The 25,740-nt window shown below is 39.3% G+C and carries 31 protein-coding genes and 1 pseudogene; 14 read left to right on the forward strand and 18 right to left on the reverse strand.

Annotated features, from left to right (window positions below; all coding sequences use genetic code 11):
* Nucleotides 1-80: 80 nt before the first annotated feature.
* From LBC_RS06495 to LBC_RS06525, 7 genes are read right to left on the reverse strand one after another with little or no spacing between them, the layout of a single operon-like run.
* Entirely contained in the window at nucleotides 81-461 is a 381-nt protein-coding gene (locus LBC_RS06495; protein WP_221253627.1) for a DoxX family protein, read from the reverse strand.
* Entirely contained in the window at nucleotides 461-1,066 is a 606-nt protein-coding gene (gene thiE, locus LBC_RS06500; RefSeq protein WP_221253629.1) for a thiamine phosphate synthase, read from the reverse strand. The genes LBC_RS06495 and thiE overlap by 1 nt, the downstream gene beginning before the upstream one ends.
* Entirely contained in the window at nucleotides 1,063-1,791 is a 729-nt protein-coding gene (locus LBC_RS06505) for a hydroxymethylpyrimidine/phosphomethylpyrimidine kinase (RefSeq protein ID WP_221253631.1), read from the reverse strand. The genes thiE and LBC_RS06505 overlap by 4 nt, the downstream gene beginning before the upstream one ends.
* A complete protein-coding gene (locus LBC_RS06510) occupies nucleotides 1,788-2,519 on the reverse strand; it encodes a basic amino acid ABC transporter substrate-binding protein (protein WP_221253633.1) in 732 nt (243 codons plus the stop codon). The genes LBC_RS06505 and LBC_RS06510 overlap by 4 nt, the downstream gene beginning before the upstream one ends.
* 11 nt (nucleotides 2,520-2,530) lie before the next feature.
* Nucleotides 2,531-3,289 (reverse strand): transporter substrate-binding domain-containing protein, encoded by a 759-nt coding sequence (locus LBC_RS06515; protein ID WP_221253634.1) that lies wholly within the window; start codon nucleotides 3,287-3,289, stop codon nucleotides 2,531-2,533.
* A 14-nt stretch (nucleotides 3,290-3,303) separates the two neighbouring features.
* Nucleotides 3,304-4,035, reverse strand: a complete 732-nt coding sequence (locus tag LBC_RS06520) for an amino acid ABC transporter ATP-binding protein (protein WP_221253637.1) — start codon at nucleotides 4,033-4,035, stop codon at nucleotides 3,304-3,306.
* Nucleotides 4,028-4,699, reverse strand: coding sequence for an amino acid ABC transporter permease (locus tag LBC_RS06525; RefSeq protein WP_409240994.1), 672 nt, complete (start codon nucleotides 4,697-4,699; stop codon nucleotides 4,028-4,030). Before LBC_RS06525 ends, LBC_RS06520 begins: the two co-directional genes overlap by 8 nt.
* A gap of 161 nt (nucleotides 4,700-4,860) precedes the next feature.
* On the opposite strand from LBC_RS06525, the gene putP reads away from it, so the two are divergent.
* Both putP and LBC_RS06535 read left to right on the forward strand, forming a co-directional pair.
* The gene (gene putP / locus LBC_RS06530) at nucleotides 4,861-6,342 is read left to right on the forward strand and encodes a sodium/proline symporter PutP (RefSeq protein WP_221253639.1); all 1,482 of its coding nucleotides are present in this window, start codon (nucleotides 4,861-4,863) and stop codon (nucleotides 6,340-6,342) included.
* Nucleotides 6,343-6,540 (forward strand): hypothetical protein, encoded by a 198-nt coding sequence (locus LBC_RS06535; RefSeq protein ID WP_221253640.1) that lies wholly within the window; start codon nucleotides 6,343-6,345, stop codon nucleotides 6,538-6,540.
* Between the two features lie 54 nt (nucleotides 6,541-6,594).
* Here the strand turns inward: LBC_RS06535 and LBC_RS06540 are convergent, their stop codons facing one another.
* Nucleotides 6,595-6,990 carry a rhodanese-like domain-containing protein gene (locus tag LBC_RS06540; protein WP_221253641.1) on the reverse strand — a complete coding sequence of 132 codons (396 nt, stop codon included), beginning with the start codon at nucleotides 6,988-6,990 and terminating at the stop codon, nucleotides 6,595-6,597.
* A gap of 17 nt (nucleotides 6,991-7,007) precedes the next feature.
* Nucleotides 7,008-7,394: a rhodanese-like domain-containing protein gene (locus tag LBC_RS06545; protein WP_221253642.1), complete on the reverse strand. Its 387-nt coding sequence runs from the start codon at nucleotides 7,392-7,394 to the stop codon at nucleotides 7,008-7,010.
* 116 nt (nucleotides 7,395-7,510) lie between these two features.
* Between LBC_RS06545 and LBC_RS06550 the strand changes: the two genes are divergently transcribed.
* The 7 genes from LBC_RS06550 (at nucleotide 7,511) to LBC_RS06580 (ending at nucleotide 13,940) form a co-directional block, all read left to right on the forward strand.
* Nucleotides 7,511-7,966: a hypothetical protein gene (locus LBC_RS06550; RefSeq protein ID WP_221253643.1), complete on the forward strand. Its 456-nt coding sequence runs from the start codon at nucleotides 7,511-7,513 to the stop codon at nucleotides 7,964-7,966.
* Nucleotides 7,967-8,025: 59 nt separating this feature from the next.
* Nucleotides 8,026-8,655, forward strand: a complete 630-nt coding sequence (locus LBC_RS06555; protein WP_221253644.1) for a hydrogenase-4 component G — start codon at nucleotides 8,026-8,028, stop codon at nucleotides 8,653-8,655.
* Nucleotides 8,652-9,029 (forward strand): hypothetical protein, encoded by a 378-nt coding sequence (locus tag LBC_RS06560; RefSeq protein WP_221253645.1) that lies wholly within the window; start codon nucleotides 8,652-8,654, stop codon nucleotides 9,027-9,029. The genes LBC_RS06555 and LBC_RS06560 overlap by 4 nt, the downstream gene beginning before the upstream one ends.
* Nucleotides 9,030-9,174: 145 nt before the next feature.
* Entirely contained in the window at nucleotides 9,175-10,293 is a 1,119-nt protein-coding gene (locus LBC_RS06565) for a glycosyltransferase (RefSeq protein WP_221253646.1), read from the forward strand.
* Nucleotides 10,290-10,892, forward strand: coding sequence for a sugar transferase (locus tag LBC_RS06570; RefSeq protein ID WP_221253647.1), 603 nt, complete (start codon nucleotides 10,290-10,292; stop codon nucleotides 10,890-10,892). Before LBC_RS06565 ends, LBC_RS06570 begins: the two co-directional genes overlap by 4 nt.
* 104 nt (nucleotides 10,893-10,996) lie before the next feature.
* The gene (locus tag LBC_RS06575; RefSeq protein WP_221253648.1) at nucleotides 10,997-12,520 is read left to right on the forward strand and encodes a pilus (MSHA type) biogenesis protein MshL; all 1,524 of its coding nucleotides are present in this window, start codon (nucleotides 10,997-10,999) and stop codon (nucleotides 12,518-12,520) included.
* Nucleotides 12,495-13,940 (forward strand): GspE/PulE family protein, encoded by a 1,446-nt coding sequence (locus LBC_RS06580; protein ID WP_221253651.1) that lies wholly within the window; start codon nucleotides 12,495-12,497, stop codon nucleotides 13,938-13,940. The genes LBC_RS06575 and LBC_RS06580 overlap by 26 nt, the downstream gene beginning before the upstream one ends.
* A gap of 15 nt (nucleotides 13,941-13,955) precedes the next feature.
* Here LBC_RS06580 and LBC_RS09195 read toward each other — a convergent pair.
* The 9 genes and pseudogenes from LBC_RS09195 to LBC_RS06625 form a co-directional block, all read right to left on the reverse strand.
* Nucleotides 13,956-14,633: pseudogene (locus LBC_RS09195) on the reverse strand (methyl-accepting chemotaxis protein); the annotation flags it as partial.
* A gap of 594 nt (nucleotides 14,634-15,227) precedes the next feature.
* The gene (locus LBC_RS06590) at nucleotides 15,228-15,743 is read right to left on the reverse strand and encodes a PAS domain-containing protein (RefSeq protein WP_221253655.1); all 516 of its coding nucleotides are present in this window, start codon (nucleotides 15,741-15,743) and stop codon (nucleotides 15,228-15,230) included.
* 78 nt (nucleotides 15,744-15,821) lie between these two features.
* On the reverse strand, nucleotides 15,822-16,367 hold the full coding sequence (locus LBC_RS06595) for a hypothetical protein (protein WP_221253657.1): 546 nt from the start codon (nucleotides 16,365-16,367) through the stop codon (nucleotides 15,822-15,824).
* Nucleotides 16,357-17,400 (reverse strand): hypothetical protein, encoded by a 1,044-nt coding sequence (locus tag LBC_RS06600; protein ID WP_221253659.1) that lies wholly within the window; start codon nucleotides 17,398-17,400, stop codon nucleotides 16,357-16,359. Before LBC_RS06600 ends, LBC_RS06595 begins: the two co-directional genes overlap by 11 nt.
* A complete protein-coding gene (gene era, locus LBC_RS06605; protein WP_221253660.1) occupies nucleotides 17,393-18,268 on the reverse strand; it encodes a GTPase Era in 876 nt (291 codons plus the stop codon). The genes LBC_RS06600 and era overlap by 8 nt, the downstream gene beginning before the upstream one ends.
* Nucleotides 18,265-19,587, reverse strand: a complete 1,323-nt coding sequence (gene hslU, locus LBC_RS06610) for an HslU--HslV peptidase ATPase subunit (RefSeq protein WP_221253661.1) — start codon at nucleotides 19,585-19,587, stop codon at nucleotides 18,265-18,267. The genes era and hslU overlap by 4 nt, the downstream gene beginning before the upstream one ends.
* On the reverse strand, nucleotides 19,584-20,138 hold the full coding sequence (gene hslV, locus LBC_RS06615; RefSeq protein WP_221253662.1) for an ATP-dependent protease subunit HslV: 555 nt from the start codon (nucleotides 20,136-20,138) through the stop codon (nucleotides 19,584-19,586). Before hslV ends, hslU begins: the two co-directional genes overlap by 4 nt.
* Complete coding sequence (gene rplI / locus LBC_RS06620) at nucleotides 20,138-20,587, reverse strand: 50S ribosomal protein L9 (protein WP_221253663.1); 450 nt, start codon at nucleotides 20,585-20,587, stop codon at nucleotides 20,138-20,140. Before rplI ends, hslV begins: the two co-directional genes overlap by 1 nt.
* A gap of 66 nt (nucleotides 20,588-20,653) precedes the next feature.
* A complete protein-coding gene (locus LBC_RS06625; protein WP_221254986.1) occupies nucleotides 20,654-21,865 on the reverse strand; it encodes an argininosuccinate synthase in 1,212 nt (403 codons plus the stop codon).
* Nucleotides 21,866-21,983: 118 nt separating this feature from the next.
* Here LBC_RS06625 and LBC_RS06630 point away from each other — a divergent pair, with 118 nt between their 5' ends.
* The 5 genes from LBC_RS06630 to LBC_RS06650 all read left to right on the forward strand — a co-directional run bounded on the left by LBC_RS06630 (nucleotide 21,984) and on the right by LBC_RS06650 (nucleotide 25,677).
* On the forward strand, nucleotides 21,984-22,229 hold the full coding sequence (locus tag LBC_RS06630) for an RNA-binding S4 domain-containing protein (RefSeq protein ID WP_221253664.1): 246 nt from the start codon (nucleotides 21,984-21,986) through the stop codon (nucleotides 22,227-22,229).
* Nucleotides 22,226-22,636, forward strand: a complete 411-nt coding sequence (gene tsaE / locus LBC_RS06635) for a tRNA (adenosine(37)-N6)-threonylcarbamoyltransferase complex ATPase subunit type 1 TsaE (RefSeq protein ID WP_221253665.1) — start codon at nucleotides 22,226-22,228, stop codon at nucleotides 22,634-22,636. The genes LBC_RS06630 and tsaE overlap by 4 nt, the downstream gene beginning before the upstream one ends.
* Nucleotides 22,617-23,357, forward strand: a complete 741-nt coding sequence (lptB, locus tag LBC_RS06640) for an LPS export ABC transporter ATP-binding protein (protein WP_221253666.1) — start codon at nucleotides 22,617-22,619, stop codon at nucleotides 23,355-23,357. The genes tsaE and lptB overlap by 20 nt, the downstream gene beginning before the upstream one ends.
* A 1-nt stretch (nucleotide 23,358) precedes the next feature.
* Nucleotides 23,359-24,618: an RNA polymerase factor sigma-54 gene (locus LBC_RS06645; protein WP_221253667.1), complete on the forward strand. Its 1,260-nt coding sequence runs from the start codon at nucleotides 23,359-23,361 to the stop codon at nucleotides 24,616-24,618.
* Nucleotides 24,619-24,693: 75 nt separating this feature from the next.
* The gene (locus LBC_RS06650) at nucleotides 24,694-25,677 is read left to right on the forward strand and encodes a methionine ABC transporter ATP-binding protein (protein WP_221253668.1); all 984 of its coding nucleotides are present in this window, start codon (nucleotides 24,694-24,696) and stop codon (nucleotides 25,675-25,677) included.
* The last annotated feature ends 63 nt before the right edge of the window (nucleotides 25,678-25,740 follow it).

A 25,740-nucleotide genomic window follows, 5' to 3' on the forward strand; every position in this document is an offset into this window, starting at 1 on the left:
TCCTTTCAAACTAAATTTATTAAAAAGGATAGAATTATATTTAAAAAAAGCTTAGAAATATTTAAATTTTAGCTAAATTTTTAATCTGCTCTTAGCGCATACTTGCCACTGCCACCAAAAATAAGTGCCAAAGATAGAATAATATAGAGAAAATCCACCTCTAAAACAAAACCACCACTATTAGAAAGTAACCAAAATTTTGGATTGTGAATATATATCTTAAGAGTAAAATAGGCAAAAATAGTAGCGCTTGAAATTCTAGTAAAAATTCCAAAAATAATTAGCACTGGGCATAAAAGCTGTGTAAAATATGCACTAAAATATAAAATTTGAAAAGCCAAATCAGCAGAACTAGAAAAGCCTGAACCAAGTCCTCTAAAAAGTAAGAAATACCCATGGGTAAGCAAACAAAGTCCAAACCCAAGGCGAGAAAATAGAAGGGATAAGTTTATATTATTCATTAAATTTTTAAAGCCCTGTTTAAATTTGAAACATTACTTCGTATATCATTTGGAGTATAAAGCGCGCTAACCACGGAAATATAATCAACCCCACTTTTAGCAACTAGCCCTATATTTTTAGCATCTATCCCACCAATAGCGCAAACTGGTATATCTAGCGTTTGCTTTGCTTTAGTCAAAATTTCAAGCTCGCAAATAGGCGCAGCAGGCTTAGTCTTACTAGCAAACATAGAACCAAAAGCAACATAGCTAGCCCCATCATCTTGGGCTTTTTTAGCAAGCTCTAAGCTATCATAGCAGCTAACACCAACAAAAGCATCATCTCCAAGCACCTTTTTGGCATATTTTAAAGAAAAGTCATCTCTGCCTACATGGACTGCTTTTGCGCCTATTTTAAAAGCAAAATCAACATCATCGTTAACCACAAAAATGGAGCCTGCATCACTGCAAAGTGCAAGCATCTGCCTAGCCAAAGCCTCATCCTTATTCTGTTTGCATCTGTATTGAAAAATTTTTACGCCCGCGCTTAAAAGCTCTTTGAGGCTTGGTATAATCCTATCATGGGGAGTTAGAGTATCGTCGCTCAGGGCGTAAATTTGGCTCATAAGTTTACTTTATGGTTTAAAATTCTTACGCCAAATTTGGTAGATAGAGCACCACTTATTGCTTTGCTGACATAATTTTTTGCAGATTTAATCGACTCCTCCACACTCAATCCTCTAGCAAGAAAGCAGGCAATCGCAGTAGATAGAGTACAACCTGTGCCATGGATTAAATTTGGCTCTAACAGCTCACAGACAAACTCCAATTTTTGTCCCGATTTTTTATAAAGCACATCAGTTGCGCCCTCTGAAGTATTTTTCTTTACCAAAACATCGCAAGGAAAATCTAAAACACCATCTAAAAGCTCTTTAAATTCAAAACGGTTTGGCGTAGATATGGTAGCAAGAGGCAAAAGCTCCCTAAGAGCAGATATGGCACTAGACTCAATTAACGGTGAACCGCCCTTGCTTATGCATACTGGATCAAGGACTATGGGAGCATTTATCTGTTTTAAAATAGGAGCTAAAGCCTGTATAATCTCAGCGCTAAAAAGCATGCCTATCTTTACTGCATCTACACGCAACTCTTTTAAAATACACTCTATTTGAGATTTAATAAAAGAGATTGGCATAGGCACTATATCCGCCACTTCTGCTGTATTTTCAGCGACTGCGCAAGTAATAGCATTAGCACTGTAACAGCCGAGTGCTTCGCAGGTCTTTATGTCTGCTTGCACTCCTGCGCCACCAATACTATCGCTACCAGCTATTAAAAGGATATTTTTCACTTTAAATCATACTTTTTAAGTAGCTCATCAAATACAGCAGAGGATTTTATGTCAGAAATTGCTGTATTGATTTTTTCTATTGTGTCTTTAAATTTATCCTTATCAAAAGCTATACTTATGCCCTCGCTACCGTCTGGTTCTACAAATGACTCGACTAGTGTATCTTTATTTTGCTTTAAATATCCATACCCAACGACGCTATCAACTATAACAGCATCCACCTTGCCAGCTTTTAAATTTAAAACAGTAGTAGCGATATTATCGGTTAAGACAAGCTTTGCACCGTCTATTTTTTTAGCTGCCATTTCCTGTATCGTGCCTTGAACTAAACCTAGACGCTTACCGACTAAATCGGCTGAATTTTTAATAGGCGCATCGTCTTTTCTTTGTAAAAATAAATTTGCTGATTCAAAATATGAATCTGTAAAATCAACGTGCTTTCTGCGCTCATCTGTCGCGCTCATAGCACTCATAGCCATGTCAATTTTACCAGCTTTTAAGGCAACTATTAAAGTATCAAAAGGCATGTTTTGTGGGGCAAACTCTATACCTGTACGCTTAGTTATCTCCTTTAATAAATCAATATCAAAGCCAACTATTGCACCATTATCGTCTATATATTCAAACGGCTTATAATCAGCACTAACACCAACTTTTAGTGTCTGAGCACCAGCTGATACCGCACTGCAAAATACGATTGCAAAAAGAGCAAATAAAATCTTTTTCACACTCTACTCCTTTAATTTAGATTATATTTTTTAGCTATTTTTTCAAACTCGCCGCTCTCTTTTATCTGCTTAATGGCGGCATCTATTTTTGAGATTTCAGATTTAAATTTATCCTTTGCAAAAGCTATAGCAAAACCATCGCTACCATCTGGCTCAGAATAAAACTCGTTAATCTCTCCATTTGATTTATTAATAAACTCAAAACCCAAGGAGCTATCAGTAACTAAAGCATCAACTTTGCCTGCTTTTAAAGAGGCAAAAAGCATAGGCGTGCTTTCAAATGGCACGAAAACAACCCCTGGTATCTCCTTTGCAAAGCTCTCTTGCAATGTGCCAACCTGAGCACCTACTCTTTTGCCATCCAGACTTGATTTATCCTTAAATCCAGCCCCGCTAGCTGATACAAATAGATGTTCTGTCTTAAAATAAGGTGCGCTAAAATCCACGCTCTTACGGCGTGCTTCTGTTGCGCTCATGCCACTTATAGCAGCGTCTATTTTACCGCTTACTAAAGCTGGAATAAGTCCATCAAACTGTATATTTTGCACGTCAAATTTAATCCCGGTTTTTGCACTTATTGCGTTTAAAAGCTCTATATCAAAGCCACTTATTTGGTTTTTCTCATCCAAAAACTCAAAAGGTGGATAATCTGCACTTGTCCCAACTCTAAGCACAACTTCGCTTGCGCTAGTGCTATCGTTACCATGCTTGCTATCAGCGCAAGCTACAAAAAAAATGCCAAATAAAAATAAAGCTATGATTTTTTTCATTTTTTATCCTAAATTTAAATATGATTTAAAACCTTGCTTAAAAATTCCTTTAAGCGAGGATCTTTTGGGGCGTTAAAGATATTTTCAGGGCTATCATCTACCGCGATACGTCCCTTGTCCATAAAAAATATCCTATTTGCCACCTTGCGAGCAAATCCCATTTCGTGCGTAACCACTATCATGGTAATGCCCTGCGCTGCCACGTCCTTCATAATCTCAAGCACCTCGCCTATCATCTCAGGATCAAGTGCGCTTGTTGGCTCGTCAAATAATATAACTTCTGGGCTCATTGCAAGAGCCCGCGCGATAGCTATACGTTGCTTTTGTCCTCCGCTTAGTTTGTGTGGATAGGCACTTTTTTTATCCTCTAAGCCTACGCTTTTAAGCAAATTTATAGCGCGTTTTTCTGCGCCTTCCTTATCCAAAAATCCAGCTTTTATGGGCGCTAGAGTCAGATTTTCAAGCACTGTTTTATTTGCAAAAAGATTAAAATGCTGAAAAACCATACTAACTTTTTGGCGAATTTTATTAATGTCTATTTTTTTATCCATTATATCGTCATCGTTTATTAGGATATGCCCGCTAGTTGGCTCCTCTAGGCGATTTAGGCAACGCAAAAATGTACTTTTACCTCCGCCACTTGGCCCTATTATCGCTATGACTTCACCTTTATTTATTTTTACATTTATATCTTTTAAAACATGCAAATCGCCATATTTTTTGTTTAAATTTAAAACTTCAATCATTTTTATTCAACCTCTCTTCTAGGCTTTTTGCAAGAAAAGAAAATAACTTCACGCTCACATAATAAACTATTCCTGTAAAAATTATCGGCTTTGGACTGTAAAATACAGCCTGTAAGCTTTTGCTCTGCATTGTAATATCCACAACGCTTATATAGCCCACAACCGAAGTCTCCTTAAAAAGTGAGATAAACTCATTGGCTAAAGCTGGGAGTATGTTTTTTGTTGCTTGCGGAAATACTATCTCTTTCATTGAGGTTGTGTAGCTAAGCCCCATAGCACGAGCAGCTTCCATCTGCCCTTTATCCACGCTATTTATGCCACTGCGGACTATTTCAGCAATATAGGCTGAGCTATTTAGCCCAAGGGCGATGATGGCGACGTAAAAATTATCACTCCAGCTGGCAAAAATCACGACTGAAAATATCAAAAGCTGAAGCAGCAGCGGTGTGCCACGTAAAATATCAATGTATTCATCAATGATAAAATTTAAAGGCTTTATATGCAAAAAACGTAAAAACGCCAAAGTAAAGCCAACTAAAATACCCAAAGCTATACCACCTAAAGTAAGCCCCAATGTAACTCCGTAACTATGAATATAAGCTGCACGCTGAACATCGTTCATGTCAGTAGGATAGGCGTAATAACCAGCTACGGCTATTGCGATTATAAAGAGTATAAATTTGAATAATTTTAGCAATTTTTGACCTTGTGAAAAAATGACGTAAATTATATAAAAATTAATTTTTCATTTAGCTTAAATATAAAATTTAAGGCATTTTAAACCATATATTATATATCATATCTACTTTACTTTCAGGAGAATTTATGCAAATAGGCTCATACGCAGCGATATTACTTTATGTTTTATCAATCATAGCAATTAGCTACTACTCATACGCAAGACACTCATCAATGAGTGATTATCTAATAGGCAGCAGATCATTAGGTCCTGTAACGACGGCGCTATCAGCTGGGGCTAGCGATATGAGTGGTTGGATGCTACTTGGAGTACCTGGGGCTGCGTATATAAGCGGACTTGGCAATATATGGATGATAATAGGGCTTTGCATAGGAGCATATTGTAACTACCTTTTTTTAGCAAAAAGGCTTAGAATTTATACAGAAGTAGCCAAAAATAGTATAACCATACCCGATTTTTTGGAAAACCGCTTTAAGGATAAAAGTGGGGCTTTACGCCTAGTTTCTGGGCTTTTGATACTTGTATTTTTCACTCTTTACGTTAGCAGCGGCATCATCGCTGGAGGCAAGAGTTTTGAGAGCTTTTTTGGGATTTCGTTTGCCTATGGTGCACTTGCCACGCTTGCGATAGTGATATTTTACACATTTTTTGGCGGATTTAAAACAGTCGCACTTACAGACGCATTTCAAGGAATGCTTATGTTTATAGTCTTAATCAGTGTGCCTTTGATGACGTATTTAAGCTTAAATTTACCAGATAATACAAGCGTTTTTTCTATGATTAAAAGCCTAAATCAAAATGCGCTAAATCCCTTTTACAACCAGAGCCTAATCGGCATCATCGGGCTTTTAGCTTGGGGGTTTGGCTACTTTGGGCAGCCTCATATCATAGTACGCTTTATGGCTATAAAAAGCTCAAGCGACCTTGATAGTGCTAGGCGTATAGGCATCGGCTGGATGGGGCTTGGCATGGCTGGAGCTATGGCAAGCGGCATGCTTGGCTTTGTCTATTTTTCAAATTTAAAAAACCCACTAAGCGATCCAGAGACGGTGTTTTTACAGCTTGGTAGCACGCTTTTTCATCCATTTTTCCTAGGTGTCATAATCTCAGCCGTACTAGCCGCTATAATGAGCACCCTAGCAAGCCAGCTTTTAGTAAGCGCAAGCTCCGTTAGCAAAGACTTTGTGCTTGCATTTTATAAAAAAGAACTATCTCAAGTAGCACAAGTAAGAATAACCCAAACAGCCGTGCTTTGCGTAGGTGCAGTCGCGACTGCTTTAGCCTTTGCCTCAAGCGACACAGTGCTAAAAGCAGTCGGAAACGCATGGGCTGGCTTTGGAGCTAGCTTTGGCCCTGTGCTTTTATTTAGCCTATACTGGGGGCGAACGAGCGCAGCTGGAGCGCTTTGGGGGATGATTAGCGGTGGCGTGAGCGTGCTTTTATGGATATACCTTGGGCTTAGTGAATATGTGTACGAAATGCTTCCTGCTGTCGTGATAAGTAGCGCAGTTATAGTGATTGCAAGCCTAGCTTCAAAAAAGACAACCGCCGAAATAGCACATGAGTTTAATAAGGTAAAAAGCATAATAACCAAAAAGGAAAATTAAGTGAAACTAGCTTTTACAATAGCCATATTTAGCGTATCTCTGATAGCACTAGAGGCACAAATCGAACAAGAAATTACCCAAAAGCGGCAAATACAAAAAATAGACATGCACGGAGGAAAGAGCATAAAATTTAAAAGCTTTAACCCCGAAAATTTAAATCAACAAAAAAGTATAAATGATATTATAAAAGACAAATAAAAAGCTTAAAAAGTAAAGCCCACGCATAAAAGCGTAGGCAAAAATGCAATAAATTTATTTATCGTAAGGCACAGTATGGTATCCTTGTTTGATAAGCGAAACCACACCACCGTTTAAGTTAATAATCTCAAGCTTTATGCCCTGCTTTGCGAGCTCCTCTTCTAAAAAATTCGCAGCATATGTGCTTCTTCTACCTGTACGACATATGAGTGCTACTGGCTTAGTAGGGTCTATTTTACTTAGTACTTCTTGTGCGAACTTTTGCTTATTTCCAACTATATCTATTGTAAGAGCACCCTCTACAATCCCAGTCTCCCTCCACTCATCAGGGGTGCGCACGTCTATGATTTGCGGATACTGACTCACACTATCTGGCGTAACATCTACCGTTTTTATCTCGGCATTAGCAAAACCCAAAAAAACAATCAAAGCTGCTAAAATTTTAATCATTAATATCTCCTTTAAATTTACTTGGTCTCATATGGCACAGTTTTATAGCCATCATTTATAAGCTTAGTCATGCCGTCTTTAAAAACTACTATCTTTAGCCCTCTAATCTCGTCATCCAAGCTCCTTGCTAAAAATGGACTTCTAGTACCAAGCCTGCAAACAAATGCAACTGGCTTGCTTAAATCAAGGTCTTTTATAAGCTTTTGCAATATCTTTTTTCTATTTCCGCGCATATCAACTGTAATGGCGCCCTTTATCACACCTGTTTGCTTCCACTCCTCAGGGGTTCTAACGTCTACTATTTGGGGATATTTGCTCACCTCATCTGGCGCAACAGAGATAATCTCCACTTTTGCGCCTGCAAAAATCGCTAGTCCTGCTAATAAAAATAAAAATTTAAGCATCAAAAGCCTCCTTTTCCACTGAGTATATTTTGCCAATATAATACTGCAATTATTTAAATTTATCAATAAATTGAGCTTTTTATTGTATAATTTCGCAAATTTATAAAGGAAAATAAATGAAAACTGCTATCATATTAAGCCTATTTCTATTTACCCTAGCTGGTTGCGCTCATAGCTATAAATCAGAGCAAGCCACAACCACGCACCATCACACAAACACCCATGAACATCACATGGATGCAAACGGAAAAATGATGGCAAGTTGCCCCATGATGAAGGATTTTCAACTTAGGGATATGCCAAATACACCGCTGAAAAATAGCGCAAAAGAGGCAAATGAGATAGAGACTGCTATTTTAGAAAACTTTAAAGGTGAAATAAAAGCCGTAGCTTATGCAAAATATCCAAAAGGCGAAGGCATAGAGTTTATATCGACCAAAAATATAAATAGAATAAGCCTAAGAAAAATAGGCAAAAGACTGGCTAATTTTATAAGAGAGATGACTGGCTCATCGGCGCTAATTGAGGTTAATACAAAAATAAATGGAGTAGCGGTTAGCAAAATGTATTAAATTTAATTTAATCATGCTATAATGGCAAAACTTTCAAATTTATAAAAAGGATTTTATAGATGAATATACTTAACATAAATAGCGCATACGCGCAGGCAAACTATGAGTTTAAGTCTAGTAAGGATATAGCGTCTGAGCTAAACGAAAGCCTATCTGGCATAAATATGCTAACAGATAAGCCAAGTAATGAGAAAATCAAGCAGATGGTCTCACAAATAGACGCTCAGCAGCTTTTTGATAGCTATACCATATCTACCTTTAATTTTGCCTCAGATACTTTTAAGATACAAGGAAGTCTATCTGATATATTTACTGGCGAAAATAGTGTAGCTGATAGCAGAATTCAAGGAATTTTAAGCACGATAGATGAAAAGAGCATAGGATATAACGGCAAGGCGCTTTATATGATGGATAGCTTTGATGCCTCCATGCTCGTTAAAGATGGTGGGTTTTTCAGCGTAGAAAATACAGCTGATAGGATAGCTGATTTTGTCCTAAGCTTTGCTGGAGATGACGAAAAGTTGCTAAAAGCTGGACGCGAAGGTATGCTAAGAGGTTTTAAAGACGCAGAAAAAATATGGGGAGACGCACTGCCTGAAATATCACAAAAAACGATAGAACTAGCCACTCAAAAGGTAGATAAAAAGCTATCGCAAATAGGCGCAAATTTAATGGATGCTAGCGTATGAGGCTTAAAACAGCCTTTGGTGTGGCAATTGTAGCAGCTATCTTATCAGGCTGCTACAACCAACCAGCTCCAGCCACGAACAAAACTAAATTTAAAACCATAAATGTAAGCGGAATAGTAACGAAAGTATCTTTTACCCAAAGTGGCTACTGCTATGAACTAATGCTAAAACAAGGGCGAAGTGTACCTCTTTGCAAAGCCAAACAGCACTATAGTATAGGCGACACCATAACATACTCACGCGATAAAAATGGGGTTGTAAAAACCAGTCTAATAAAGCAAGCAAGCACCACAAAAGCACCCATCCTACGCAAACCTAAACCCAAAAAAAGCAAAATATCCCCACCAAAAAATGAAACTATAAGTTTCGATTAGCCGTTGATTTACTACAACATTTTATAATTTTAGTAGCAATCAACATGAACTCCTTTTAAGAGACTAGAATATCTGGTCTCTACCCATTTCTTAAGCATAGTTTTATTATAATTACAACTTTTTAATCCAAGGATAAGTAAAAATAATGAAAAAAGCTTTAGTATCTGACTGGCTAACCACAAATGCGGGCGCTGAAAAGGTTGTGGGTGCCATAAATTTACTATATCCAGAAATTGATAATTATGCCTTGGTTGACACTTTAAATGAAAGTGACAGAAAAGAAATTCTACTAGGGAAAAGAGCCACCACAAGCTTTTTACAAAATATGCCTTTTGCTGGTCATAATTTCAGGAGATTTCTTCCACTATTCCCATACGCTATAGAACAGTTTGATTTATCAAGATATGAGGTGGTTTTATCTAGCTCTCACTGCGTTGCAAAAGGAGTATTAACATCCCATGAACAGCTTCACATATGTTACATTCATACCCCTATGCGCTATGCTTGGGATATGCATAATGAATATCTAGCAAATTCTGGCTTTGGCAAATTTAAAAAGGCTATCGCTAGTTATTTTTTATACAAAATAAGACAATGGGACACAGTAAGCTCTTTAAGAGTTGATAAATTTATAGCGAACTCAAATTTTGTAGCCTCAAGAGTAAAAAAAATATACAACAAAGAGGCAAAAGTAATTTATCCGCCGGTAGATATTGACAAATTTTCGCTAGGAAATAAAAGTGATGAATATTACTTAACAGCTGGTAGACTTGTCTCATACAAAAAATTTGATCTTATAATAAAAGCCTTTAATAAAAATAAACGCAAACTTATAATAATAGGAGAAGGCAAAGAGCTAGAAAATCTAAAAAAAATTGCCAACAAAAACATAGAATTTTTAGAAAAAGTTGATAATAATGCTTTAGTTAAAACTATGCAAAATGCAAAGGCATTTGTATTTGCAGCAAAAGAAGATTTTGGCATCACACCAGTTGAAGCTATGGCCTGCGGAAAGCCTGTTATATTCTATGCGCAAGGAGGGGTTACTGAGAGTGTTAGAGATGGTATTGAGGGCATTGGATTTTACAAACAAAATGAATTAAGCCTAAATGAAGCCATAAATGAATTTGAAAAAAATATAGACTGTTTTAATCCAGAAAAAATAAGATTAAGAGCACTTAACTTTAGTAAAGATAATTTTATAAAGAATATGAAACAAGAAATATCAAACACATACAATATGTGGAAAGATGGGGTTTTATGAAGCGTTGCTTTGATCTTTTTATGGTTTTAGTAACATCCCCTCTTTGGGCTAGCCTACTAAGTGCTGTGATAATTGTTAGCAAAATAGCAGACCCTAAAGGAAAAATATTTTTCATACAAAAAAGACTTGGCAAAAATGGAAAGTTATTTTCATGTTATAAAATACGTTCCATGTTCTCTAAAGATGGGATACTTGAGGAGTATTTTAATAACAATAAAGATGAACTTGAATATTATCAAAAATACCGCAAACTACGCTTTGACCCAAGAATAACAAAGCTAGGAAGAGTACTAAGAAAAACATCTCTAGATGAGTTACCACAGCTTTTTAATGTAATTTTAGGAGACATGAGCCTTGTCGGCCCACGTCCATATATACCAAGTGAAGTAACTAATATAGATAAAGAAATCATGCAAGCAATTCTTAGTGTCCGCCCTGGAATTACTGGATTGTGGCAAATTAGCGGAAGGAGCTCTCTTAGCTTTGAAAAGAGAGTAAAACTAGATATGCAATATATAAAAAATAGAAATTTTTGGTTTGATGTAAAAATATTTTTTATTACCTTCTATGTAGTTTTGGTGCAAAAAGGCTCGGTATAACTTAAATTTAAGTTATACTTTTATATAATAGTATATAAATACAAGCTAAATTAAGGAATATTTTGGGGATAAAATTTTTATTTGTTATAATCTTGTGTTTGAGCATGAATATAACTTTATCCGCAAAAGATCCAAAATGGCTTGAAGATATAAACAAGGCACCTTTAGAGCCGATAAAACCTGCTTTTAAGCTACAAAAAGCAAATAGCTTCAAATCACAAAAACGCAAAATATCAGACAAAGAGTTAAAAAATCTAGAAAAAATCTGCCAAAAACCTCAAAATTTAAAGGCAAATCAAGACGCAAAAATAATACAGCTTCTAGGCATACTTCACTCTAGATGTGGGTTTAGTATAGTCATAAAAGACGAACAGTCAAAAAACATACTCTCACAGTCAGCATGGGGCGTATCCATCGCAAACTCTAATCTTGAGAAAATCCTAGACACGCTAATATCAAAAAATAACCTTTATTACGAATTTAAAGACGGTGTGCTTGAGATAGCAAGTATGCAGTCAAAAATTTTTAAGCTAGACTACATAGCAGCTACAAGAGAGGGGCAAACAATAACAAGAGGCGGGGTCGACGTAAGCCCTGAAATTATCGGTAAATACTCAAAAAATAGCGATAAAGGCGATATAAACAATGAGGAAAATTTAATAAAAGTTAGTGAAAAATTTGACTTTTGGAAAGACATAAAGACCTCACTAGAGGAGATACTAAATATCCCTGATAAAAAAATCACACTAGAGGCAAAAGAGCCAAAACCAAGCTTAGTTATAAATGAGCAATCAGGCATCATATATATCAATGCCAAACCAGATAAAATAAAACAGGCTCAAGAGTTTTTATCAAATATAGATGATAGACTTGGCAAACAGATATCAATCGAGATTGCGATAATATCAGTAGAGCTTTCAAACGAGCGCTCAAGAGGTATTGACTGGAGTAAATTTGAACTTAGTTTTGATGGATATATACGTGGATTGTCGTCGTACTCATCGGAGCAAAGAGTAGGCAATAACGCAATAAACGCTGGTGCTAGCGCAAATTTTAGCATAAATGGGCTATTAAATTTTCTAAACTCAACTGGCAGGACTAAAGTAATTTCACGACCCCACATAGTAACACTAAATAACCAGCAAGCTATAATTAGCGTAGGAGAAAATATAAATTACCGAGTACCAGAGACAACAGAGTATGATAATAACAGCTCATATCGCTCAAAAACAACGTATAATCAATATTCGCTTTTTGTGGGCGTGCTATTAAACCTAACCCCTCAAATAAGCGATAATAACGAGGTCTCAATTCGCATAAATCCTAGTTTAAGCAGCCTAAAAGAGGTACAAAAAGGACAAGAAATAAAAGAGATTGCGCCAGATACTATCCAGAAGAAACTCTCAACCGTCATTAAAGCAAAAAGCGGAGAAAGCGTGATAATCGGCGGACTGATAGGAGAAAGTGAATTAGACAGCGAAAGCTCTGTGCCGTTTTTATCAAAGCTTCCCATCTTGGGCTCACTATTCGGGTACGAAAAGAACAACAAAATACGCACGGAATTAGTCTTTGTCATAACTCCAAAAATAATAGCACCCCTAAATGAGCGAAAACAAGATAGATTTTGACCTAAGTCTGGCATGCAAATTAAGCACGCAGATGATAAAAAACACCGGTTCCATGCCACTCTTTGTAAAAGATAATGAGCTTATAGTAGGCACTCTAAAAAATCAAGACTATCCTCTCTTAGAGAGTATTTTTCATAATTATAAAATAAAACCCATTGCCATAGACAGGGATAAATTTGATATATTTTTTGCAAAAATTACAAAAGCTAAAAGCCTGGAGCCACTTTATTTACAAGTAAAAACAGAGCTACAAAGCGGAATAAAAATAGAACAGCCGTCCATAATGAAGCTAATAAACGCAATTTTAAGTGAGTGCGTGAGCCTTAATGCCTCTGATATTCACATAGAGCCAAACGAACATAGCTGCATAATAAGAACCCGCATAGACGGCGAGCTGGTGCCTATTTTTACATTTGGGATTGAGATTTACGACGCGCTTTGCGCTAGAATAAAATTGCTAGCTGGGCTTGACATAGCAGAAAAAAGAGCACCGCAAGACGGTAGATTTTCTATGGAATTTAAAGACACAAGCTGCGATTTTAGAGTCTCGACGCTGCCACTTATATACAAAGAAAGTCTGGTTTTGCGTATACTTTACAAAACCAAAACCATGTTAAAACTAAAAGACTTAGGATTACATGAAGCAAACCTAGACCTACTAAAACAAGCCATATCACGCCCAAATGGGCTAATGCTGGTTACTGGTCCAACTGGCTGTGGCAAAAGTACAACTCTTTATGCAGCGATAAATCACATAAAAAATTGGGGCAAAAAGATAATAACCATAGAAAACCCTGTAGAATATCGCCTAGAAAAAGTACAACAAGTCTCAGTTGATGAGACGCTGGAATTTGGACTTGCGCTTAGAGCGATTTTAAGGCAAGACCCAGACGTAATAATGATAGGGGAAATAAGAGATCCTAGCACGCTAAACACAAGTATACAAGCAGCCCTTTCTGGACATTTAGTGCTCTCCACCCTTCACACCAACGACGCACTTGGGGCGATAATCCGCATGAACGACCTAGGTGCGGCAAACTACCTCATAGCCTCTAGCTTAAGCGCAGTTATGGCGCAAAGACTACTTAGAAAACTATGTCCGCATTGCAAAAAGCAAACTAATCCATCACTTGAAATTTTAAGCAGCCTAAATATACCAAACCAGCAAGAAGTTAAATTTTATGAGCCAACAGGCTGTGAAAAATGCGCTCACACGGGCTATCTTGGGCGCATAATGGTAAGCGAAATAGTGCTAATGGATGAAATCTTATCCACATTGATAACAAAAAATGCAAGCAAGGAGGAGCTAAGAAAGACAATAGAGGGAAAAAGCCAAACTATGATACAAAACGCCATCCATCTTGTTGAAAATGGCATTACAAGTATAGAAGAAGTGATTAAAAGCTTAGGCGAGCTTTAGCCCGCCAAAAGTCTCTTATTTTACCTCTTCGACCATAGCGTCATATAGTCTAAATATCTCTTTGCTTACTGTCTCAGCCTTTGCAAAACGCTCGACAAATTTATTCATATTTGAGTTATTATAGCCGTGTTTTGCATCGTCTATATTCTGATTGATAAGCCCTACAAGCTCATTGATAGGACGCTCTAGCTTAGCATATGATGACGCTTTTTCAAATTTATCACGGCAAGCACCCTCATACCACTCTTTAAGCTCATTTGCCATAGCAGATAGATCGGAAGTGTTTTCTTTTTCATTAATAACCGCAGAATACGCACTTGTCTTATAAACTATCTGAGAAATTTTAGCTATTATACTTGATGTTTTATCCTCAACATATTTTGATGTAGTAGCCGTAATTTTAGCATTTGAGCTAAATTTATTTAAAATATCCTTAAAATTCTCAACACTAACATTAGCAGTTTTTGAAATTTCATTGATTTTATCGGCGTTACTGCTTAGTTCTTGCGCTTCTTGCTGAAGTGTTTGTATGCTCACACCTATTTCACTCGTGGCTTTTTGAGTATTTTCAGCAAGCTTTCGCACTTCATCAGCAACCACAGCAAAACCTCTGCCATGCTCACCAGCCCTAGCTGCTTCAATGGCAGCGTTTAGGGCTAGTAGGTTAGTCTGCTCAGCTATATCCTTGATCAAATCCACAACAGAGCTTATCTCGGCTGTGCGAGTAGTTAGAGTATGTATAGCATGGCTTGAGTCGCCTATTAACCCCTCAAGAGAGCTCATATTTGTGCTGAGTTCTTGCATGCTATTTAGTGTCTCATTGGCTTTTTGCGCGGTTTCTTCTGCGATATTTGCCATTTCGGTTAAGTTTTCTATGCTGGTGTTTAGGTCATTTTGCACATCCTCTATGCCATTATTGCCGTTGCCTAACTCACCAAATTTCTCGCTCAAAACACCCCTAATCTTGCCTTTTTGTCCAGCTTTTATACCATTTACACCATTGCTCATAAACTCAGCATTTGTCTTAAATAGTCCTCTAAAGCCGTTTACAAAGATATTTCTATAAGTTACTCCTGCATCAGCTGCGCTTACACAAGTGGCTGCTTCTCTTTGGAGGGCCTCTATTTGATCTAGTAAATCATTGATGCCATAGGCTATCTTTGCCATAGGGTCTTTTGGGTCTGGGTCGATGACGCGTGGCTCTAAAACGCCATTCCTTGCTGCCTCTATTACCTGCACAATCTCATCATAACAAGAGCTTTTCTTAAATCCAAACATCATCTTTCCTTATTGTCTTTGTAAGTTGTTAACAAGCTCATCATAGCTTGTATTTTGCTCTTTTAATATCTCGTTTAAAAGCTTCATAGATGCGTCTATTCCGCCGCTTTTTTCAGCATCCAACAGACGTCTATAAAGAGGTTCTATTACAGATAGCGCCCTAGGATTTGGTCTGCGTCTTACTGAGTAATATCCTACTATATTGCCACTAGCGTCCACCGAGGCGGTCACATTGGCAAACACCCAATAAAACGATCCATCAAAACTACGATTTTTGACATATGCAAAAATCTCCTTTTTATTCTGTACGCGCTCCCACAGCAACTTAAATATAATGCGTGGCATATCAGGATGTCGGACGATACTATGAGGCTTTCCTATTAGTTCGCCTGCTTTTGCACCTACTATTTCACGAAATGGTAGATTACAGTATGTTATCTTGCCTTTTGTGTCAGTTTTTGAAACCAAAAAGGCGTCTTCGCTTACCTGGCGCTCGACATTTGAGACGGGTCGATTCTGTGCCATATTGTTTCCTTATATTAAATTTATTTTAAAAATTAATTATTATAGCAAATTAAAACTTAACAAATTCCTAATAAAAAGCTAAGCTCGCAATAATAATACGTTAAATTCACCCTTTAAAGTACCCGATGACTTTGTTATATTTACATCGTCTACATAAAGCCTTTTTTCTATATAGCTTAAAAACTGCATAAGCTTGTTAAAGCTTGCAAAAATCACCACTGTTACACTTACAGACGAGACCTCACCATCACTTTTGGTGCTTACTGAGTCCACTCTTACATCTATGCTTTTTGCACCTTTTAGTATTATGCTTATTGCATCACTTTCGTTTAATTTTAAAATTTCAAGATTTGACCCCAGAGAGTCTTTTTGGGCTTGAAGCTGTTTTAAACTTAATTTTAAGCTTTCAAATTCAATCTGATTTTGTCTATTTTTGCTTATAAATTCATTCAAAGACTCTATGTCGCTTTGAAGCTTGATAATAGTTTGTAAATATCTGGCACTGCGGCTTTCATACGCCATTCTCGAAGTAAAAAAAGCTATGCTAAAAACAACAAGAAAAAGGGCGATAGAAAGAAGCATTCCCTCGCGCTTACTAAGCCTATTTAGCCACTCATCTAGCATATTTTTTCCTTGCTTTTATGCTTACCTCAAAACCATTATCCAACGCTTCATTTTTTGCCGATATAATGACAAAATCATCTAAAATAAGCGTAATAAAAGATGAGATTTTAACATACTCGCTAGATGTGGCTATTAGTGTTAGGGTCTGCCTATTTACTGATATGCTACTGATTTTTACCCCTGCACGCTTTGCGAGGGCTATCAGCTTTTCTAGCACCTTTGATTTGTCGCTTTTACTAGCAATGTCTAAGCTGGGAAGCTCTTGCGACTTAATAAGGCTCTCTTTTTGCGCCCTTAAGTCATCTATCTTAAGAGCTAAATCCTTAAGCTTTGCTTGCTCTGATATAAGGATACTGCGATTAAGCTTAAGATTAGATAAGTTTTTGCTATACTCATGGCTAAAGTACTCACACGTCGTAACTATAATACCTAAAATCACACCCAAAATGGCGCTAAACGCTAGCTTTCTTTTAATATCAAATCGCTCCTGCGGTGTATATAAGCTAGCAAAACCAAGCTCCTTAGAACTAGCCATAACCCCAGAAACAAAAGTAAAATACTCGCCTAATTTAGCCTCTGTGGTATAAATTTCATTAAAAAATATACCATAGTCTTTAGTGATTTCATTTATCTTGATACTAGCACTTTGCCATGAAATCTCATCAATCAAAAATGAAGCTATTAGCTTAGTATTTAAATAACAAGCTATAAATTTTTCACCCTCGTACTCACTAATCAAGCAGCAAGTCCCACCACCTGGAGCCTCATAAACCGCCCAAAATGGAAAAACAACCTTAGCATTTTTATCTTTTGCTAGCTTTTTTATATGGGATTTTTCAGCAGCAAAAACCTGAATTAAGCTACCGTTTTCAAGCGTGGTTAAGATATGCCCAGTAACATAATCTTTATCTGGAGAGAGCTTTAAATTTTTATAGACAATGGCTAATATCTCATCATCGCTTAAAGCCTTTTTATCACTAAAAACACAGGTGCTTTTAGCCAATTTGGTAAATACAACTTCGCTACTATTCATCGTAGCGATTTAGCTTTCTTACGAGTTTTTCGTCCTTGCTCCAGCCCTTTTTGACAAAAAGCTCGAGCTTTAAAAAGACCTTTTTTTGGGTTAGGTTTGATATGAGTTTGCGGGCGGTTATGCCTATGCGTTTTATGCACTCGCCGTTTTTGCCAATTATTAATGGGCGGTGGGCTTCACGTTCGGCGATGATATTGGCATAAACCTCCGTTATATTGGGCTTTTCGACGACCTTTTTTACCACCGCATCGCAGGAGTATGGCAGCTCATCACTTAGGTTTTCATAGAGTGCTTCAAGTATAAAATCCCTAAAAATTTCACGCTCATTTGTGGTCGTGATAAACTCTGGGTCGTAGTAGTATTCGTGCTGGGGTAGGGCTTTTGCGATGGTGCTTAAAAGCTCGTTTTTATAGCCCTGCTTTTTAACGCTAAATGGCAAAAGGGCGATAAATTTATCACTAAATTTGGCGTATTTTTCTATGGCTTTTAAAATTTCAGCATTGCTTAACTTATCGACTTTGCTTAGCACTAAAATGTGCGGGTGCTTTGGTTTTAGGGCTAGGAATTTTTCATAATCGCTCACGTCATCGCTGGCTGGGGCTAAAAAGAGTATGAGGTCGCACTCGCTTATCGCCTTTTTGGCCGCCTCTACCATAAGTTGGTTTAGCATTTTGCCGCTCTCGTGAAGTCCTGGGGTGTCGATGAAAATTATCTGATCCCCCTCGTGCATAACGATGGCATTTATCTTGCGGCGTGTGGCGTTTTGCTTGTGGCTTGTGATGGCGATTTTTTCATTTAGCAGGCAGTTTAGCAGGCTGGATTTGCCTGCGTTTGGTCTGCCCACCACGCTTACAAAGCCCGATCTCACAGGATATATCTCGCCAGGTCTTGATCTTTTACCAGCTCGCCTAGGCGTTCATCGACTAAAGTTTTACCGACGACTATCTCCTCGCCAGCTCGCTCGCTAGCCTCAAAGCTAATCTCTTCAAGCACTCGCTCGATGATAGTGTGCAGCCGCCTAGCGCCGATGTCCTCCATTTTCGCATTTGCTTCTCCTGCGATGCGGGCAATCTGCCTAATCGCCTCATCGTCAAATTTAAGCCTAACGCCCTCAGTCTCCAAAAGCGCGGTGTATTGCTTTAGCAGGGAGTTTTTCGGCTGGGTTAGAATTTGATAAAGCGCCTCATCATCTAGGCTGTCTAGCTCAACTCTAAGCGGAAAACGCCCCTGTAGCTCTGGGATTAGGTCGCTTGGCTTGCTTAGGTGAAAGGCACCAGCGGCGATGAATAGGATATGATCGGTCTTTAGGTTGCCAAATTTAGTGCTTACCACGCTGCCCTCGACGATTGGCAGTAAGTCTCGCTGCACGCCCTCTTTGCTTGGGTCTTGGCGGCTGCTGCCGTTATTTGAGACGGCGACTTTATCTATCTCATCGATAAAAATAATGCCTTCATTTTCAGCTCGCTTTAAGGCTTCTGATTTGATATTATCCATATCTAAAATTTTATCCACAGCTTCGTTTTCTAGGGCCGTGCGGGCATCTTTTACTTTTAGCTCTTTTTTGACATTTTTGTTGCCTATGCCGATGATTTTAACAAAGCTCTCTTGCATATTTGCCATCTCTGGAGGCAGGTTTGAGCCAGCGTCAAAGCCACTTTGCTGCACTTCAATCTCCACGCTCAAATCGTCAAGATCGCCATTTCGCAGCTTTGCTAGCATTTTTTCATAGCTTTTTTCATAGTCAGCCTGCTTCTCTTCGCTCGCACCCTTTGGCAGCGGCGGCAGGAGCTTGCTTAAGATTTTTTGCTCGATATATTGGGCGATTTTTTCAGCGTTTTTCTCTCTTTGCTCGCTTTTTACTAAATTTACAGCCGCCATCGCAAGGTCTCTTACCATACTCTCCACGTCTCGTCCCACAAAGCCCACTTCGGTGTATTTGCTGGCTTCCACTTTGATAAAAGGCAGTCCAAACATCTTGCTAAGCCGCCTTGCGATCTCGGTTTTACCCACGCCCGTTGAGCCTATCATCAGGATATTTTTTGGCATAACGTCATCTTGCAACTCTTTGCTTAGCTTCATACGGCGGTAGCGATTTCGCAGGGCTATGGCGATGATTTTTTTAGCTTCGCTCTGACCGATGACATACTCATCTAGGAATTTAACTATCTCACGAGGCGTCATATTCATTGGCTCTCTCCAGCGTCATCTAGGACGAAAGTTTTTATGTTTGTGTTGGTGTAAATGCAAATTTCGCCAGCGATTTTTAGGCTCTCGATTACTAGCTTTTCTTCATCGATGGTGGCAAATTTATCCAGCGCCCTAGCGGCTGAAAGGGCGTAGTTGCCGCCGCTGCCTATGGCTGCGATTTTGCCGTCTTCTGGTTCAACGACGTCGCCAGTGCCACTTAGTAAGAAAATTTTCTCACGATTAAGCACGAGCATCATCGCCTCAAGCTTTCTTAGATACTTGTCCTTTCGCCACTCCTTGCTAAACTCAACGACCGCTCGCACCAAGTCGCCCTTTGCGCTGTTTAGGCACTTTTCAAACATATCAAAAAGATTAAACGCGTCAGCCGTGCTACCAGCAAAGCCAGCCAGCACGCTCTCGTCTTTGCCTAGGCGACGAATTTTTACGGCGTTGCCCTTTAGCACGCTGTTGCCAAAGCTTACTTGCCCGTCGCCGCCGATTACCGATTTATGCTCGCCTTTGTAGGCCAAAATAGTCGTAGCGTGAAACACTACTCGCCCCTTACGTCTAGCTTAAGCTTAGCGTGTATGGCGTGTCCGAGCTTTACATCTAGCTCGTAAATTCCAGTCGCTTTTATGCCGTGCTTGTCGGTTTCGATTGACTTTTTGTCTATCTCGATGCCGTGCTGTGCTTTTAGGGCTTCGGCTATCTCTTCTTTGCTAACTGAGCCAAAAAGCGAGCCGTTTGCGCCTAGCTGCTTTGTGATTACGACGCTTAGTCTAGCTAGCTCATCTTTTAGCTTTTCTAAATTTGCTAGTTCATATTTTAGCTCCTCAGCCTCTCTTTTTTTCGCCGCTTCATACTGGCGTAAAACGTCCGTGGTAGCGGCCTTTGCGTAACCCTTTGCGATTAAGAAATTATGCCCATAGCCCTCTTTTACTTCCTTTATTTCGCCTGCTTTTCCTAGGCTTTTTACATCTTTTATGAGTAGTACTTTCATTTACCTTTCCTTACATTAAATTTATAAAGCGCATTTTATCAGTAAAATGTAAACCGATATTTAAGCTTATCTCCTATTTTTTCCAGCGATGATAAAACGCAAGGCATTTAGCTTAATAAAGCCCTCTGCGTCGGCTTGGTCATAGACGCTATCTTCTTCAAAGGTGCTAAAATCCACGTCAAACAGGCTATTTTCGCTGGCTCTGCCTAGCACTATGACATTGCCTTTATAAAGCTCGAGCCTTACCTTGCCACTTACATTTTTTTGGCTTAGATCGATTGAGGCTTGCAGCATCTCTCGCTCTGGGCTAAACCAAAAGCCGTTATATACAAGCTCAGCATAGCGTGGCATTAGCTCGTCTTTTAAGTGAGCCGCACCCCTATCAAGCGTAAGGCTCTCAATCGCCCTGTGAGCCTTTAAAAGTATCGTCCCGCCAGGCGTTTCGTAGCAGCCCCTACTTTTCATACCCACAAAGCGATTTTCAACTAGATCCAGCCTACCCACGCCGTGCTTTGCACCCAGCGCGTTTAGCTTGGCTAGTAAATTTGCTGGACTTAGCTTTTCGCCGTTTATCGCCACAGCGTCGCCCTGTTTAAATTCAATCTCGATTACTTCGCCCTCATCTGGAGCGTCCTTTGGGCTTACGCTCCAGCGCCACATATCAGGCTCTGGGGCAGCATTTGGGTCTTCTAGCACTAGCCCCTCGTAGCTTATGTGAAGCAGGTTTGCGTCCATTGAGTAGGGGCTACGACCAGGCTTTTTAGCTATGTCTATGCCGTGCTTTGCGGCATAGGCTAGCAGCTTTTCACGGCTGTTTAAGTCCCACTCACGCCACGGAGCGATGACTTTTATCTCTGGATTTAGCGCGTATGCACCAAGCTCAAAGCGAACCTGATCATTGCCCTTGCCAGTTGCGCCGTGGCTGATGGCGTCCGCCCCAGTAAGCCCAGCTATGCGAACGAGATGCTTTGCTATTAGCGGACGAGCTATGGATGTGCCAAGCAGATACTCGCCCTCATACACGGCGTTTGCCCTAAACATAGGAAAGACAAAATCACGGACAAATTCCTCTTTTAAATCCTCGATAAAGATGTTTTCGTCCTTTACGCCCAGAGCCTTTGCCTTTGTTCTTACTGGGTCTAGCTCCTCGCCCTGTCCGATGTCGGCGGTAAATGTAACCACCTCGCAGCCATACTCATCGCCCAGCCATTTTAAAATCACGCTCGTATCAAGCCCACCAGAATAGGCCAAAACCACCTTTTTAACACTCTTTTTCACATCCTTAGCCATTCTAAATCCTCCGCAAATTTTAAATAAAAATAAAATATTACAGAAAAAAAGATAAATTTAAAATTTAAACGAATTTATTAAGCATTTTTTTGATAAAATCCCCCTTATGAGAGTAGATAAATACCTAAACACAGTCAATATAACAAAACGCCGTGCCATAAGCGAGGATATGTGCAAAAGTGGCGTCGTAAGCATAAATGGCGTAGTGGCAAAGGCCAGCAAAGAGGTAAAAATAGGTGATAAAATCACTATCAAATTCCTCGATAAAGACATAAGCTACGAAGTCTTAGCCATACCAACAACCAAGAGCATTCCAAAGCAGGCTCAAGCCGAATACGTAAGGCAAATATGAAAAAACTTAGCGCAAGCAAAGAGGAGCTATCAAAAGTCGTAAACGCCCTGCCAAAAGAGGGCGTGATAATCCTAAAAGGCGACTTAGCAAGCGGCAAAACCACCCTAACAAAGGCGCTGGCTTTAACCCTTGGCATAGACGAGGAGATAACCTCGCCTACATTTAGCATAATGCAAAGCTATGAGTTTGCCACTGGGATGCTTTATCACTACGACATATATCAAAATGGATTTAGCGCGATGGTTCAAAATGGGCTTTTTGAGAATTTATTGCAAGATGGGCTACATGTAATCGAGTGGGGTGATGATGAGCTTATAAAAGCCTTAAAAAAATACGCCATAACCCCAACTGTGGTAAAAATAAGCGTAAAAAATAGCGAACGAGAGTATGAGATTTATGAAGCATAAGCTAGAAATAACCGAACTTAAAAAAACTATAAAAAATACGCCTATAATAAAGGGCATAAGTATGAGCCTAAATAGCGGCGAAGTCGTGGGTTTGCTGGGGCCAAACGGAGCTGGAAAGACGACGACGTTTTATATGATTTGTGGACTCATTAGCGCAACAAGCGGCAAAATAGAGCTTGACGGCATGGATATAAGCACAATTAGCCTAAGCGAGCGCGCTGGGCTTGGCATAGGGTATTTGCCACAAGAAAGCTCGATTTTTAGGGAGCTTAGCGTAGAGGAAAATTTAATGCTAGCAGCAGAAATCTCCATAAAAGACGAAAAACAGGCTCAAAAGAGAGTAGATGAGATGCTTGATCTTTTAAACATTGAGCCTATTAGACTAAGAAAGGGCATAAGTCTAAGCGGCGGTGAGCGTAGACGCTGTGAAATCGCTAGAAGCCTGATAATATCGCCTAAATTTCTCCTGCTTGATGAACCTTTTGCTGGGGTTGACCCTATCGCCGTGGCCGATATCCAAAGCATAATAAGAGAGCTAAAAAGCCTGGGGATTGGCGTTTTAATCACAGACCATAATGTCCGCGAAACCCTAGCCATCTGCGATAGAGCCTACGTCATAAAAGACGGCAAGCTCCTCGCCAGTGGCGACGCACAAAGCGTAACAAACGACAAGCGTGTACGCACCCACTACCTAGGCGAAGATTTTAAACTGCTAGAGTAAAATGAAGCTACGTCAAAACCTTACTCAAGCGCCAAAGACAAAACTAAATCAGACGCTGCGTAGTTGGCTGCCGATACTTCAGGCTCCACTTGATGAGATGGATGACGTGTTAAAGCCGTTTTTAGCCGATAATCCATTTGCCAAAATCAGCCCCAAATTTAAAAAAGCTTCGAATTTTTTTAGCGATATTAGCAAGAATAGCGTAAGCGAAAAGATAGAAAGCTTAAGTGTAGCTAAAACAAGCCTTTATGAAACGCTTTTAGCCCAGATTGAGCCTCCGCTTTTTCCCACGTCAAAATCCCAAACCATAGCGCGCCGAATAATCGAGTGCATAAATCCAGATGGATATTTTGAGCCAGATAGCGAATATTTTGCGGATTTTGCGCCAGATGATGTCGAGCGAGTGCGGCAGAGATTTGCCTATCTTGAGCCTATAGGCGTGGGGGCAAAAGACGCCAAAGAGGCGATAAAATTTGGCATAAGCGTATGCGACGCACCTGAGGAGGTATGTAGGCTAGCGGTGGAGATTTTAGGGGATGAGACAAGCCTAAAAAAGCTGCAAAAAAGTACAAACTACGCTAAAGCCTTAGAGCTTATTAAAAAATTTAATATCCCGCCAGCTATTGATTTTAGCGAGCCTAGTCAGCACGTGCAAGCTGACATTTTTATCGAGATAAAAGATGGTGGAATAAGCGTGAGGATAAATGACGAAGCGTACCCTGATATAGAAATAGACACAGAAGGAGTGGATGCAACACAGGAGTTTGTAAGCTCACGGCTAAAATCAGCAAAAGACGTAATAGATGCGCTTGATATGAGAAAGGCGACGCTTTATAGGATAGGATTGATGCTAGTTGAGTATCAGTATGAGTACTTTTACGGTGGAGACATGAAGCCTTTAAAGCTAAGCGACATAGCAGAGGAGTTAGGCAGAAGCCCATCAACTATAAGCAGAGCAATAAGTGGAAAATTTATCTCCTCATCAAGAGGGCTTTGCGAGATGAGGCAGTTTTTTACCACAAGTGTTGGCGATGAGGAGCTTTCAAATGCAACTATAAAAGAGTTTTTAATAAATTTAATCAAAAACGAAACAAAGCAAAAGCCCCTAAGCGACCTAAAATTACAAGAACTAATCAGCCAAAAATTTAATACCCCCATAGTAAGGCGAACTATCACAAAATATAGAAAGAGCTTAAATATCGCAAGCTCAAGCGAAAGAAAGCGAGAATACGCTCTAAGGGGCGAAATTACGTTAGAATAAATTTAATTATTATTAATAAATATTCTTTTAGGATTTTTAAGCTATTATTTCACATTTTTATCGCAAGGAAAAGCCTTGATACAGCTTAAAAATATAGAAAAAATTTATCCAAACGGATTTTGCGCACTAAAAGGGATAAACTTAAACGTAGCCCGAGGCGAAATATGTAGCATTATAGGCTATAGTGGCGCTGGTAAAAGCACGCTCATACGCTGCATAAATTTATTGGAGCGTCCTAGTAATGGAGAGGTGCTAATAAATGGCGTAAATATGCTAAGCCTAAGCGAAGCAGAGCTAACCAAAAAAAGACAGAAAATAGGCATGATATTTCAGCATTTTAACCTCCTAAGCGCAAAGAACGTCCGAGAAAATGTGGCGTATGCGCTAAAAATAGCTGGCTGGCAAAAAGATAAAATAACCCCTAGAGTAGACGAGCTTTTAGAGCTTGTGGGGCTAGAAAAGAGAGCAGACTTTCGCATAAGCGAGCTAAGCGGAGGGCAAAAGCAACGCGTAGCCATAGCAAGAGCTCTTGCAAATTCACCTGAAATACTACTCTGCGATGAGGCCACAAGTGCACTTGATCCAAAAACGACAAAAGGCGTGCTTAAACTGCTTAAAAAACTTCAAGCCGAACTTGGGCTAACAGTCGTACTAATCACTCACCAAATCGAGGTCGTACGCTACCTAGCCAGCACTGTACACGTCATAGAAGGCGGACATATAGTAGAAAGCGGTAGCGCAAGTGAAATATTTGCCGCGCCAAAGCACACCGTAACAAAAGAGCTAGTGGGAGCAAAAAGCGAGAGCGTACGCTACGGAGAGGGCTGCTACCGCATAGTCTTTACAGGACAAAAGGCAAACGAGCCACTAATCTCGCAAATAATAAAACGCTACAACATAGACGCAAACATCCTAAGCGGCAACATAGACGAGCTATCAAGCGGCGAAGTGGGACATTTAAACGTCAAATTTACAGGGCAAAAAGAGGCGATAAATGGCGCTCTTGGCTATTTAAAAGAGGCTGGAGTAACACTTATAAAACTAGGAGAGCAAGAGTGAGTTTATATGTTAAATATCTTGATTTTTTAAGCCAGACGTTTACAGACCCAACAGCCTATAATC

The organism is Campylobacter sp. 19-13652 (assembly GCF_019702925.1).
Taxonomy (GTDB): domain Bacteria; phylum Campylobacterota; class Campylobacteria; order Campylobacterales; family Campylobacteraceae; genus Campylobacter_A.

What these genes read in the sequence shown, in the direction of transcription:
- rplI (WP_221253663.1), bottom strand. Translation starts at nt 20,587, where the DNA reads ATGAAAGTACTACTCATAAAAGATGTAAAAAGCCTAGGAAAAGCAGGC.
- LBC_RS06555 (WP_221253644.1), top strand. Translation starts at nt 8,026, where the DNA reads ATGAATATACTTAACATAAATAGCGCATACGCGCAGGCAAACTATGAG.
- thiE (WP_221253629.1), bottom strand. Translation starts at nt 1,066, where the DNA reads ATGAGCCAAATTTACGCCCTGAGCGACGATACTCTAACTCCCCATGAT.
- LBC_RS06545 (WP_221253642.1), bottom strand. Translation starts at nt 7,394, where the DNA reads ATGCTTAAATTTTTATTTTTATTAGCAGGACTAGCGATTTTTGCAGGC.
- tsaE (WP_221253665.1), top strand. Translation starts at nt 22,226, where the DNA reads ATGAAAAAACTTAGCGCAAGCAAAGAGGAGCTATCAAAAGTCGTAAAC.
- LBC_RS06570 (WP_221253647.1), top strand. Translation starts at nt 10,290, where the DNA reads ATGAAGCGTTGCTTTGATCTTTTTATGGTTTTAGTAACATCCCCTCTT.
- LBC_RS06600 (WP_221253659.1), bottom strand. Translation starts at nt 17,400, where the DNA reads ATGAATAGTAGCGAAGTTGTATTTACCAAATTGGCTAAAAGCACCTGT.
- putP (WP_221253639.1), top strand. Translation starts at nt 4,861, where the DNA reads ATGCAAATAGGCTCATACGCAGCGATATTACTTTATGTTTTATCAATC.
- LBC_RS06495 (WP_221253627.1), bottom strand. Translation starts at nt 461, where the DNA reads ATGAATAATATAAACTTATCCCTTCTATTTTCTCGCCTTGGGTTTGGA.
- lptB (WP_221253666.1), top strand. Translation starts at nt 22,617, where the DNA reads ATGAGATTTATGAAGCATAAGCTAGAAATAACCGAACTTAAAAAAACT.
- LBC_RS06630 (WP_221253664.1), top strand. Translation starts at nt 21,984, where the DNA reads ATGAGAGTAGATAAATACCTAAACACAGTCAATATAACAAAACGCCGT.
- LBC_RS06645 (WP_221253667.1), top strand. Translation starts at nt 23,359, where the DNA reads ATGAAGCTACGTCAAAACCTTACTCAAGCGCCAAAGACAAAACTAAAT.
- LBC_RS06560 (WP_221253645.1), top strand. Translation starts at nt 8,652, where the DNA reads ATGAGGCTTAAAACAGCCTTTGGTGTGGCAATTGTAGCAGCTATCTTA.
- LBC_RS06550 (WP_221253643.1), top strand. Translation starts at nt 7,511, where the DNA reads ATGAAAACTGCTATCATATTAAGCCTATTTCTATTTACCCTAGCTGGT.
- LBC_RS06520 (WP_221253637.1), bottom strand. Translation starts at nt 4,035, where the DNA reads ATGATTGAAGTTTTAAATTTAAACAAAAAATATGGCGATTTGCATGTT.
- LBC_RS06565 (WP_221253646.1), top strand. Translation starts at nt 9,175, where the DNA reads ATGAAAAAAGCTTTAGTATCTGACTGGCTAACCACAAATGCGGGCGCT.
- LBC_RS06595 (WP_221253657.1), bottom strand. Translation starts at nt 16,367, where the DNA reads ATGCTAGATGAGTGGCTAAATAGGCTTAGTAAGCGCGAGGGAATGCTT.
- LBC_RS06575 (WP_221253648.1), top strand. Translation starts at nt 10,997, where the DNA reads ATGAATATAACTTTATCCGCAAAAGATCCAAAATGGCTTGAAGATATA.
- hslU (WP_221253661.1), bottom strand. Translation starts at nt 19,587, where the DNA reads ATGAATATGACGCCTCGTGAGATAGTTAAATTCCTAGATGAGTATGTC.
- LBC_RS06515 (WP_221253634.1), bottom strand. Translation starts at nt 3,289, where the DNA reads ATGAAAAAAATCATAGCTTTATTTTTATTTGGCATTTTTTTTGTAGCT.
- LBC_RS06590 (WP_221253655.1), bottom strand. Translation starts at nt 15,743, where the DNA reads ATGGCACAGAATCGACCCGTCTCAAATGTCGAGCGCCAGGTAAGCGAA.
- LBC_RS06540 (WP_221253641.1), bottom strand. Translation starts at nt 6,990, where the DNA reads ATGATTAAAATTTTAGCAGCTTTGATTGTTTTTTTGGGTTTTGCTAAT.
- LBC_RS06580 (WP_221253651.1), top strand. Translation starts at nt 12,495, where the DNA reads ATGAGCGAAAACAAGATAGATTTTGACCTAAGTCTGGCATGCAAATTA.